The sequence below is a fragment of the Micromonospora sp. D75 genome (assembly GCF_018070405.1).
Lineage (GTDB): Bacteria > Actinomycetota > Actinomycetes > Mycobacteriales > Micromonosporaceae > Micromonospora > Micromonospora chalcea.
Genome location: NZ_JAGPXV010000137.1, coordinates 1 through 11,023 on the forward strand (window position 1 = coordinate 1; position 11,023 = coordinate 11,023).

Sequence of the window (11,023 nt, forward strand, 5' to 3'; positions counted from 1 at the left end):
GGCGAGCGCGCCCGCGACGGCGGCGGCCTGCCCGGCCGGGCCGGGCACCGCGAAGCCGGCCCGGTCCGGGCCGTCGTTGGTGACCGCCCAGCCGGGCAGGATCGCGTAGATGCGGTCGCCGTCGGCCTGCGCGTCGGCGAGCCGGCGCAGGGCGACCACGCCGGCGCCGGAGCCGAAGCCGGAGCCGGCGGCGGCCTCGTCGAAGGCGCGGCACCGGCCGTCGGGCGAGACGAGCCCGCCCGCCCGGTGCCGGGGCCACATCACGGTGGAGCCGCCGGCCAGGGCCAGGTCGCACTGGTAGTCGGCGAGGCTCTGCGCGGCCACGCACACCGCGACGAGCGAGCTGGGGCAGGCGGACTGCACGGCCATCGCCGGGCCGGTCAGGCCGAGCCGGTAGGCCACCTGCCCGGGCAGGTGGTCGGTGAGCTGGCGGCCGACGAGCCGGGCCTCCCAGTCGTCCGGGTCGACGTCGCCGACCACCGCCGGGTTGTCCATCAGGTGGAACAGGAAGTAGCGGTTTGCCGAGGTGGCGGCGTAGACGCCGACCAGCCCGGGGAAGCGGGCCGGGTCGTGCCCGGCGTCCTCCAGCGCCTCCCAGGCGGTCTCCAGGAACAGCCGGTGCTGCGGGTCGGTACGGGCGGCCTCGTCGGCGCCGAAGCCGAAGAACTCGGCGTCGAAGTCGGCCACCCCGTCGAGCCGGCCGGTGGCGCGCACGTGCCGGGGGTCGGCGAGCAGGCCGGGCCCGACGCCGAGCGCGGCCAGTTCCTCGTCGGTGTGGTCGTGCACCGAGTCGACCCCGGTGCACAGGTTCCACCAGTACGTGGCCACGTCGGGCGCGCCGGGGAACCGGCCGGCGAGGCCGACCACGGCGATCTCGTCGCCGGTGTACTCGCGGGCGGCGCGTACCGGCGCGGCGGGCGCGGGCAGCACCGGGGCGCGGACCGCCTCGGGCGGGGCGTCGAGCAGCGCCGCCTGGGTGGCGACGGTCGGGTGGTCGAACAGGCGCAGCATCGGCAGGCGGACGCCGAACCGCTCGGCGAGGCGCTGCTGAACCTGGCCCAGCAGCAGCGACTGCCCGCCCACGTCGAAGAAGCTGTCGGTGCGGCCGACCGCGTCGCGGCCGAGCACCGCGCACCAGATGTCGTGCACGGCGCGCTCGGTCTCGGTGGCCGGCGCCGCGTCGGCGGGCACCTCGGTCACCGGGTCGGGCAGCGCCCGCTCGTCGACCTTGCCGGTGACGGTGAGCGGGAACTCGTCGACCACCACCACCGCGCGGGGCACCGCGTAGTCGGGCAGCTCCGCGGTCAGGGCGGCGCGCAGCGCCGCCGGGTCGGGGCGGGCGCCGGCCGGGCGGGCGTACGCGAGCAGTTCGCCGTCGCGCACGATGGCGCGGACGCCGGTGACGCCGGGCTGGGCGGCCAGCACCGCTTCGATCTCGGTCAGCTCGACGCGGTGTCCGCGTACCTTGACCTGGCGGTCGAGCCGGCCGAGGCAGACCAGTTCCCCGCCGGGCAGCAGCCGGCCCAGGTCACCGGTGCGGTACGACCGCAGTCCGTCGGCGTCGACGCCGAAGCGGTCGCTGTCCTGGTTGAGGTAGCCGGGGGCGAGGTGCCGGCTGTGGACGACGATCTCGCCGGTGTCCGGGGCGAGGTCGAGCCGGTAGCCGGGGAACGCGGTGCCGACCGGCAGCGGCCCGCGGGCGTCCGGGTCCACCTCGGACAGCGGCTGCACGTGCCGGGCGGCGAACGTCATCTCGGTGGCGCCGTAGCCGTTGACCAGCACGCACTCGGGGGCGAACCGGTCCCGGCCGCGGGCCGCGTCGGTCCAGGTGGCCTGTTCGCCGCCGAGCAGCACCGCCCGCACCGTGGCCAGCCGGCGCGCGCCGAGCGTGTCGAGCAGGAAGCGGTAGACGGTGGGCGTGCAGTGCAGCACCGTGGCGCGGTGCCGGTCGAGCTGCTCGACGGCGTACGCGAGTCCCTGGCGGCGCAGGTCGACCGGGACGACGGCGGCGCCGGTGAGCAGCGCCGGGTAGAGGTCGGGGATGGCGGCGTCGAAGCTGAACGACGCGAGCAGGCTGAGCCGGTCGTCCGGTCCGACGCCGAGCGCGGCGATCTGGTTGTCGACGACGTGGGCCAGGTTGCGGTGGGTCTGCCCGACCGCCTTGGGCACGCCGGTGGAGCCGGAGGTGAACAGCACGTACGCCAGCGCGTCCGGCTCGGCCGGAACCGGGCGCAGCGGGGCCGGCGGCACCTCGTCCAGCGGCACGACCGGACGCTCGCCGGCCAGCGCCGAGGCCAGGTCGCGGTGCTCGGCGGCGCACGCGACGGCGGTGACGCCGGCGGCGTCGACCATGTGGCGCAGCCGGGCGACCGGGAAGCCCGGGTCCAGTGGCACGTACGCGCACCCGGCGGCCAGGGCGCCGAGCAGCGCCGCGACGGTCGGTGCGCCGTGCGCGGTGAGCAGCGCGATCCGGTCTCCGGGACGCAGGCCCGCGGCGGCGAACACGGCCATGTGCCCGCCGGCCGCCCCGGCCAGCTCGGTGTAGGTGACCTCGTGGGTCTCACCGAGAAGTGCCGGACGTCCGCCGTGTACTGCCGTGATCGCGCCGAAACGATTGATAATCATCGGCTCCGCCATGTCAGGAAGCGGGATACGCTCCACAGAGGACAGGCACGCAGCAATCGACGAATGTGATCATTGATCCCCCCCAGGACTTCACATTGGAAGCAGAATATTGCTCAATCACCGCGCCGGAAGAGCATCGATGCGGCTTGAGCCGAAGGGAGGAAGACGTCCTGGAACCTCGGACGGAGGAATCCGTCCGATCATCCCTCTAGCGCGTAGACGTTTTACAGCGTACGCGAACGCCGACGAGTTATTTTACGGTGAAAATACTTTCTGGCAGTCGAATCTTCGTCGGAGCGGCCCCGGTGCCGCAGCTCAACCCGGATCGCGGGGAGCCTGCTCAGACATCGTAGGGTGGCCGCGGGATCGGGTCCACCATCGCGTCGAAGCCCTTCGGAAGCTGCGCGACGAGGTCCTGGAACTCCCCCACCGTCACCGTGTCGCGCAGCGTGGCGAGCACCGCCACCGCGCCCACCTCGGCGACCGCCGGATCCACCGCCGCACGCTCGGCCACCCGGTACAGGAAGTCCACCGCGCCGCCGGTCACGGCGATCCCACCCGGCTCCAGATAGCCGCCGACGTCGTCCGGCAACTGCGCCGCCAGGTCGGCCGTCTCGTCCGCGGTGACCCGCTCGGCGAGGGTCTGCAACACCGCCCGGGAGATGGTCGCGGCCTCGTCGGACGGCAACTCGGACCGCCGCGCCACCGCCTCGACGAACAGGGGGAACCGCATCCCACCCCTCCCCTCGCCGCCGGCGGGCACCACGCCCGCACCGGTCGGCCCCGGCGGGTACCCGCCCCCACCCCGGCCAAACGCCCCGGCCCGCGGCCGGTCACCACGAGTGGCTGCCGCACCACGAACCGGGAGTAACATCCGGCCCATGGCCCCCGTCACCACCCACCCCGGCGCCTGCCCGCTGGACTGCCCCGACACCTGCGTCTGGCAGCTCACCGTCTCCGACGGCGTCGCGGTCGGGCTGCGCGGCGACCGTGACCACCCGTTCACCAGGGGCGCGCTCTGCGGCAAGGTGAACCGCTACCTGGACGCGGTGAACGGGCCGGACCGGCTCACCACGCCCTGGGTCCGCACCGGCCCGAAGGGCGCGGGACGGGTCGCGTACCGGCCGGCGAGCTGGGACGAGGCAGTCGAGCGGGTGGCCGCCGGACTGCGCGCGAGCATCGAACTCCACGGCCCGGAGTCGGTGCTGCCCTACTACTTCGCCGGCACGATGGGCCTGGTCCAGGGCTGGACCATGGGACCCCGGCTCTTCGCCCACCTGGGCGCGTCCCGGCTGGACACCACCATCTGCACGGCGGCGGCGCGGGCGGCGCTGCGCTCGCTGTACGGCGCCTCGGTCGGCTTCGAACCGGAGTCGATCGTCGAGGCGGAGCTGATCGTCCTCTGGGGCGCCAACCCGCTGGTCACCAACCTGCACCTGTGGCCGTTCGTGCAGCAGGCCCGCGAGCGCGGCGCGTACGTGGTGACGATCGACCCGCTGCGCACCGACACGGCGGCCCGCAGCGACGAGCACGTCGCGCCGCTACCCGGCACCGACGCGGCGCTCGCGCTCGGGCTGATGCGCCACGTCCGCGACGCCGGGGCGGCCGACGAGGCGTGGCTGGCCGCGCACACCACCGGCTGGCCGGAACTGGCCGCCCGGCTCGACGACTGGCCGGTGGAGCGGGCCGCCGCCGAGTGCGGCCTGCCGCCCGAGGTGGTACGCCGCCTCGGCGAGCGGATCGCCACCACCCGGCCCACCGCGATCCGCGTCGGGCTGGGCCTGCAACGGCACCACGGCGCCGGGCAGGCGATCCGGGCCATCTGCGCGTTGCCGCTGGTCACCGGCGACTTCCGGTACCCCGGCGGCGGGGCGCTGGTGACCACCAGCGGCCACCACCGCATCGACAACGGCCCGGTGATCCGGCCGGCCGGCATGCCGGCCCCACCGGCCCGGACGTTGAACATGAGCCGGCTGGCCACCGTGCTCACCGGGGAGGCCGACCCGCCGGTCACCTCGCTCGTGGTGTTCAACGCCAACCCGGCGGCGACCGCGCCGGACCAGGCCCGGCTGCTCACCGGGCTGGGCCGCGCCGACCTGTTCACAGTGGTGCTGGAGCAGCGCTGGACCGACACCTGCGACTACGCCGACGTGGTGCTCCCGGCGACCATGCAGCCCGAGCACCTGGACCTGCAGACGTCCTACGGGCACCACTACACGACGCTGAATCTGCCGGTCACCCGCGCGCCGGGCGAGGCGCTGCCGAACACCGAGATCTTCCGGCGGATCGCCGCCGCGCTGGGCGTGGACCATCCGGCGTTCTCGGACAGCGACGAGGACCTGGCCGGGCAGTTGCTGGCCGGCGCGCCGATCACGTTCGAGGAACTGCGCGAACGCACGTACGCCCGGCTCACCGGCGTGCCGGTCGGGTCCGCGCCGTACGCCGCTGGTGGTTTCCCCACCCCGGACGGGCGGGCCCGGCTGCACGACCCGGCGCTCGCCGCGCTCGGGGTGGACCCGCTGCCCGGGTACACGCCACCGGCCGAGGCTGCCGACCCGGAACTGGCCCGCCGGTTCCCGCTGACGCTGCTCACCCCGGCCAACCGCTACCTGATGAACTCCACGTTCGCGTCGCTGCCCTGGCACACCCGCCGGGCCGGGCCGCCGCGGCTGCACCTGCACCCGGCCGACGCGGCGGCACGCGGGCTCGCCGACGGCGACGCGGTGCGCGTGCACAACGACCGGGGCGCGTTCCTCGCCGCGGTGGCGGTGGACGAGGCGACCCGGCCGGGGTGCGCGTTCACGTACAAGGCGTACTGGGCGCGGCGCAGCCCGGGGCGTTCCACCGTCAACGCGGTCACCGGCGTCCGCGACACCGACCTGGGCGAGGCGCCGACGTTCCACGACTGCCGGGTGGCGGTCGAGCCGGTGCCGGCCGCCCTGCTGACCGCCGAGCCGCCCCTGGACGAGGTCGCCGAGCCGGTAGCGGCTGGGTGATTCGGGACCTCCGGCCCCCTGACCTGGTCATTGCGCCCCTGCTCCTCCCCCGTCGCCGCCGCCTAGCGTCGGGGGCGGACACAGGGAGGTTCGCCATGCGTACGTGGCAGGTGCAGGACGTGATGACCAGGGACGTGGCGTCGGTACGGGAGGGCACGGCGTACCGGGAGATCGTCGACGTGCTGACCGACCGGCACGTCACGGCGGCGCCGGTGGTGGACGAGACCCGGCGGGTGCTCGGCGTGGTGTCCGAGGCGGACCTGATGTACAAGGTGGAGCTGCTGGGGCAGCCCCGGGAGCGGCGGATCCTGCCCGACCGGCACCGCCGCGAGGCGCAGGCGAAGGCCGGTGCGACGCTCGCCGCCGACCTGATGACCGCTCCGCCGGTCACGATCACCCCGGACGCCACGATCGTGGAGGCGGCCCGGCTGATGGACACGCGCGGCGTGAAGCGGCTGCCGGTGGTCGACGACCTCGGCCGTCTGGTCGGCATCGTCACCCGCGGTGACCTGCTCAAGGTGCACCTGCGCCCGGACGCCGGCATCCGGCGCGACGTGGTCGAGGAGGTGCTGTGGCGCAGCCTCGGCGTCCGCGACGGCGTGGTCGACGTGACGGTGCAGCGGGGTGTGGTGACGCTGACCGGGCAGGTGGAGCGACGCTCCACGGCGCAGCTCGCGGTGCGGCTGGCCCGGCAGGTCAGCGGCGTGGTCGAGGTGGTCGACGCGCTCGGCTACGCGATCGACGACGCCCCGATGGCGGCCCTGCGCGTCCGCGTCGCCTGAGCCTGGCCGGCCCGCGTCGGTCCACCCGGCGCCCACCGGTGTCACTCCTGGGCGAGCGCGTCCAGCACCAGCGCGGCGGTCCAGCTGAACGCCGGTGAGCCGAGTCCGGCGCCGGTGTCCGGGTGGAAGTACTCGTGGCAGCCGGCCCGGTCGACCAGGTCGAGCAGCGACTCGCGCAGTCCGGCGGCCAGGTCGGCCCGTCGGTGGGTACGCAGACCCTGCCAGAGCAGCCAGCCGGTGTTGATCCAGCTCGGCCCGCGCCAGTAGCGCAGCGGCTCGAAGTCCGGGGCGGTGCGGTCGTACGTGGGCAGCGGCCGGTCCATCCGGGCGGCCAGCCCGAAACGCGGCGAGCACGCCTCGGCCAGCACCGCCGACACCTGCGCGGCGGGCAGCTCGGGCAGCGCCAGCGGCATCAGCCCGAGCACGGTACGGGCCGGCACGAGGCGATCGGCGCGCACGTCGCGGGGACGGAACGTGCCGGTGACCGGGTCCCAGAGCCGGGTGACCATCGCCTCGGTGATCCGGGCCCCCCGGTCCCGGTGCGGCCCCGGGTCGGCGCCGATCACCGAGGCGATACGCGCGAGGGCGTACTCGGAGACGCCGAGCGCGGCGTTCACCAGCGGGCACTCCACCAGGAACGGGTGCCGCCCGAGCAGCCCCTCGTCCCGGTAGCGGCCGGCCCGGTACGACTCCACCAGCGCGACGTAGCGCGCGTAGTCCAGGTCGGTGGGGCGCTGCGCGGCGTCGGCGTGCGCGGTGTCGTGCCGACGGTACGCGCGCATCACCGCCTCGTCCGCGGGCACCCCGGCCAGCGGCGCGTCCCAGGCCGGGCTGTTGTCCAGGCCGGACTCCCACGGGTGCACGATCGACGCCAGGCCGCCGCCGCCCGCGTCGCGCCGACCGGTCAGGTAGCGCTGCTGCGCGACGAGCCTCGGGTAGAGCCGGCGCAGCGCGGCCACCGACGCCTCGGAGGAGGCGCGGCGGTGCACCAGCCAGGCGGCCGGGGCGTGCACCGGCGGCTGGACTATGCCGGAGGTGGCGCGGGCCGGGGCGCCGTCGGCGCGGGCCGAGTCCCAGAACTGGGGCCCGGGGAAGTACGGCCCGGCACGGGAGGCGGGGTTGAACACGATGTGCGGCACCCGCCCGTCGATCCACTGCGCGGCGAACAGCGTCCGCAGCTCCCGCCAGGCCCGGTCGGGACGGACGTGTGCCAGGCCGATCGCGATGAACGCCGAGTCCCAGCTCCACTGGTGCGGGTAGAGCGTGCGGGAGGGCACCGTGTGGTCGTGTTCCCAGTTGGCGTCCAGGGTGGCCAGCGCGAGGCGGCGCAGCCGGGCGTGACGGTCGGCGTCGGCGCGTACCCCGGTGGTCAGCGTCATGCGGCGGCCCGCCGGGGACGGGCCTGGGCCAGCGCGGTGGCGGCCTGGCGCAGCGCGGCGACCGGCTCGCCGCGCGGCCGGCACTCCAGCGCGAGCCAGCCGGTGTAGCCGATCGCGTCCAGCGTGGCCAGCAGCGCCGCCCAGTCCAGGTGCCCCGCGCCGGGCTGGTGCCGGTTGGAGTCGCTGACCTGCACGTGCCCGAGGTACGGCGCGGCGGCGCGCAGCGCGGCGTGCGGGTCGTCCTCCTCGATGTTCATGTGGTACGTGTCGGCGGCCACCCGCAGCGCCGGTGAGCCGACCGCGCGGCACAGCTCGACGGCCTGGTCGAGCCGGTTGACCATGTGGTCCTCGTACCGGTTGAGCGGTTCCAGGAACACGGTGACCCCTTCGGCGCGGGCGTGCCCGGCCAGCTCGCCCAGGGCGTCGACGAGCACCCGCCGGTCGTCGTCGGCCGAGCGTGGTGGTTCGAACGGGGGCAGCCGGCGGGAGAACATGCCCCACGCGGCAGGGGTCATCGCGCCGACGCCGCCCAGCTCGGCGATCACCGAGAGCTGCGAGCGCAGGTTGTCCACCGCGTCGCGGGAGCGGCCCGGGTCGAAGTCGCCGACGAAGTGGTCCATCTCGACGCAGACGGTCGGCATGACCACGCCGGCGGCGCGGGCGCGGCGCAGCTCCGGCAGCCGCCCGGCCAGCGCGAGGTCACCCCGGCCGCGCAGCTCGATGCCCTGGTAGCCGAGGGAGACGGCGAGGGCGTACTTCCCGATCAGGTCGGCGCCGGGGAGCAGCTGCTCCTGGCAGGCGAGCGGAATGTCCATCAGAACCTCAGCACCACTTGGAGGACGTCACCGTCACCGCGGTCGAGCAACGCCAGCGCGTCGGCCACCGCGCCCGCGTCGACGACGTGGCTCACCAGCGGCAGCGGGTCGACGCTGCCCTCGGCCACCAGGTCCATGAACGTGTCCGCGATCCGGGTCCCGGACCACCGGCCGGCCGTACCGGGCGCCGGGTCCGGCCCGGAGACCTGGGCGGCCACCAGCTGGATCCGGTTGTGGTGGAACTCCTCGCCGAGTTCCAGCCCGTGGGCGTACCCCTGGTAGAAGCCGGCCGCGACGACGCGGCCGGCGTGGGCGGTGGCCCGGATCGCCTCGTGCAGCGCCGGGTACGACCCGGACAGCTCCAGGCACACGTCGGCGCCCCGGCCGCCGCTCTCGGCGCGCAGCGCGGCGGCGGGCGACTCGGCGGCGGCGTCGACCGTCCGGCGGGCGCCGAGCCCGGTGGCGTGCGCGAGCCGCCCGGGCATCCGGTCGACGGCGACCACGCGGGCGCCGGAGAGCACCGCGAGGCGCGTGCCGAGCAGCCCGATCACGCCCTGCCCGAAGACGCCCACCCAGTCGCCCAGGTGCAGGTCACCGGCAAGGACCGCGGTCAGCGCGATGGCGCCCGGGCGGGCGAAGACGGCGGCGAGCGGGTCGATGCCGGGCGGCAGCGGATGCGCCGCCGCCGCGGGCAGCACCGCTTCGGCGCGGTGCCCCCAGATGCCCCAGACGAGCTGGCCCGGCCGCCGCCCGGCGACGTCGGGGGCGACCTCGACGATCTCGCCGACCTCCTCGTAACCGAAACCCACCACCGGGTACGCGGACCCGGCCTGGCGGGGCACGAACATGCGGGCGCCGGCGTCCCAGTCCTTGCGCAGTCGCGGGTTGCTGCCCCGGTAGAGCGTCAGCTCGGTGCCGGCGGAGATGCCCGAGTAGTGGGTGCGGACGCGGACCTGGCCCGGACCGAGCCGGTCCGCGGGGCAGGGCTCCAGGCGTACGTGCCGGGGCCCGGCCAGAGAGACAACCCAGTTGCTCATGGCGTCGCTCCGAAGAAAGTGCCGGCCTCGATTCTAACCCAAAAAATGGGCATATGTGATTACATTGACGAATCGATGGGTATTAGCGGCAGGCCGTACTCTTTCGAGAGGAGTGCCACCGATGTCATCACCCTCCACACGGCGGCTCGCAATCAGCCTGATCCTGGCACTGGCCGGGACCGGCGTGGCCGCATGCAGCGACGACGGGCAGAAATCCGACAGTTCCCGGATCACCGTCTGGAGCCTGGAAGACGTGGCGGACCGGGTCGCCGCCACCAAGGCGATCATCGCCGACTACACCGCCAGGACCGGCGTCAAGGTCAACCTCGTCACCGTCAACGAGGACCAGTTCCCGTCCCTGATCGCCTCCAGCGCCGCCGCCGGCGACCTGCCCGACGTGGTCGGCTCCGTCTCGCTCGCCGGGGTGCGCACGCTGTCCGCCAACGAGCTGGTGGACGCCGACGCCAACGGCGCCGTCGTCGAGCGGCTCGGCCGGGACACGTTCACCCCACGCGCGCTGGAACTCACCAGCGACGGCGGCACGCAGCTCGCCGTACCGAGCGACGGGTGGGGCCAGCTGCTCGTCTACCGCAAGGACCTGTTCGACGCCGCCGGCCTGCCGGCGCCCGACACGTACGAGAGGATCGCCGCCGCCGCGGCGAAGCTGAACACCGGCGGCGTCGCCGGCATCACCGCGGCGACCGCCCCCGGTGACGTGTTCACCCAGCAGACGTTCGAGCACCTGGCGCTGGCGAACAACTGCCGGCTCACCGACGACTCCGGCAAGGTCGTTCTCGACTCCCCCGAGTGCGTCGAGGCGTTCCGCTTCTACGGCGACCTGATGCGCAACAACTCGGTCAAGGGCGCCCAGGACGTCGACACCACCCGGGCCACCTACTTCGCCGGCAAGGCGGCCATGCTGATCTGGTCGCCGTTCATCCTCGACGAGCTGGCCGGGCTGCGCGCCGACGCCCGTCCCACCTGCCCGCAGTGCAAGTCCGACCCGGCGTGGCTGGCCAAGAACAGCGGGTTCGTCACCGCGATCAAGGGCCCGAACGGCACCGAGCCCGCCCAGTACGGCGAGGTCAGCTCCTGGTCGGTACTCGACGGCGCGGCCGACCCGGCGAAGTCGTTCGTGGAGTACATGCTCTCCGACGGCTACCCGCGCTGGTTCGGCATGTCCCCCGAGGGGCGCTTCCCGGTTCGCACCGGCACGCCGGAGGACAAGCAGAAGTTCCGCACCGCCTGGAACACCAGCCCGGCCGGCGTGGACACCAAGAAGCCACTGTCCGAGGTCTACGGCGAGGACGTGCTCGCCACGCTGCGGCGCAGCCCCGACACGTTCCAGCGCTGGGGCCTGACCGAGAACCAGGGCAAGCTCGTCGGCGC

Annotated in this window: 8 protein-coding genes; 3 read left to right on the top strand and 5 right to left on the bottom strand. The window is 74.6% G+C overall.

Annotated elements, in window-relative coordinates:
• Both KBX39_RS11275 and KBX39_RS11280 read right to left on the bottom strand, forming a co-directional pair.
• Nucleotides 1-2,625, bottom strand: a 2,625-nt coding sequence (locus KBX39_RS11275) for an AMP-binding protein (RefSeq protein ID WP_247660086.1), incomplete at its 3' end; no start/stop codon positions are given.
• Between the two features lie 340 nt (nucleotides 2,626-2,965).
• Nucleotides 2,966-3,358 (bottom strand): DUF2267 domain-containing protein, encoded by a 393-nt coding sequence (locus tag KBX39_RS11280; protein WP_043324646.1) that lies wholly within the window; start codon nucleotides 3,356-3,358, stop codon nucleotides 2,966-2,968.
• Between the two features lie 148 nt (nucleotides 3,359-3,506).
• Between KBX39_RS11280 and KBX39_RS11285 the strand changes: the two genes are divergently transcribed.
• Together KBX39_RS11285 and KBX39_RS11290 are read left to right on the top strand one after the other, a co-directional pair.
• Nucleotides 3,507-5,621, top strand: a complete 2,115-nt coding sequence (locus tag KBX39_RS11285; protein ID WP_210870378.1) for a molybdopterin-dependent oxidoreductase — start codon at nucleotides 3,507-3,509, stop codon at nucleotides 5,619-5,621.
• Between the two features lie 95 nt (nucleotides 5,622-5,716).
• Nucleotides 5,717-6,403: a CBS domain-containing protein gene (locus tag KBX39_RS11290; RefSeq protein ID WP_210870379.1), complete on the top strand. Its 687-nt coding sequence runs from the start codon at nucleotides 5,717-5,719 to the stop codon at nucleotides 6,401-6,403.
• Between the two features lie 41 nt (nucleotides 6,404-6,444).
• Here the strand turns inward: KBX39_RS11290 and KBX39_RS11295 are convergent, their stop codons facing one another.
• Genes KBX39_RS11295 through KBX39_RS11305 form a run of 3 tightly spaced genes read right to left on the bottom strand, consistent with a single transcriptional unit; the run spans nucleotide 6,445 to nucleotide 9,634 of the window.
• Nucleotides 6,445-7,782 carry a hypothetical protein gene (locus KBX39_RS11295; protein ID WP_210870381.1) on the bottom strand — a complete coding sequence of 446 codons (1,338 nt, stop codon included), beginning with the start codon at nucleotides 7,780-7,782 and terminating at the stop codon, nucleotides 6,445-6,447.
• Complete coding sequence (locus KBX39_RS11300; RefSeq protein ID WP_210870382.1) at nucleotides 7,779-8,597, bottom strand: sugar phosphate isomerase/epimerase family protein; 819 nt, start codon at nucleotides 8,595-8,597, stop codon at nucleotides 7,779-7,781. The genes KBX39_RS11295 and KBX39_RS11300 overlap by 4 nt, the downstream gene beginning before the upstream one ends.
• Nucleotides 8,597-9,634: a zinc-binding dehydrogenase gene (locus tag KBX39_RS11305; RefSeq protein WP_064446194.1), complete on the bottom strand. Its 1,038-nt coding sequence runs from the start codon at nucleotides 9,632-9,634 to the stop codon at nucleotides 8,597-8,599. The genes KBX39_RS11300 and KBX39_RS11305 overlap by 1 nt, the downstream gene beginning before the upstream one ends.
• 121 nt (nucleotides 9,635-9,755) lie before the next feature.
• Between KBX39_RS11305 and KBX39_RS11310 the strand changes: the two genes are divergently transcribed.
• Nucleotides 9,756-11,023 (top strand): ABC transporter substrate-binding protein (locus KBX39_RS11310; protein WP_210870384.1); only part of this gene is annotated, 1,268 nt, incomplete at its 3' end.

Coding starts and splice junctions, on each gene's coding strand:
- KBX39_RS11280 (WP_043324646.1), bottom strand. CDS start 3,358: ATGCGGTTCCCCCTGTTCGTCGAGGCGGTGGCGCGGCGGTCCGAGTTG.
- KBX39_RS11285 (WP_210870378.1), top strand. CDS start 3,507: ATGGCCCCCGTCACCACCCACCCCGGCGCCTGCCCGCTGGACTGCCCC.
- KBX39_RS11290 (WP_210870379.1), top strand. CDS start 5,717: ATGCGTACGTGGCAGGTGCAGGACGTGATGACCAGGGACGTGGCGTCG.
- KBX39_RS11295 (WP_210870381.1), bottom strand. CDS start 7,782: ATGACGCTGACCACCGGGGTACGCGCCGACGCCGACCGTCACGCCCGG.
- KBX39_RS11300 (WP_210870382.1), bottom strand. CDS start 8,597: ATGGACATTCCGCTCGCCTGCCAGGAGCAGCTGCTCCCCGGCGCCGAC.
- KBX39_RS11305 (WP_064446194.1), bottom strand. CDS start 9,634: ATGAGCAACTGGGTTGTCTCTCTGGCCGGGCCCCGGCACGTACGCCTG.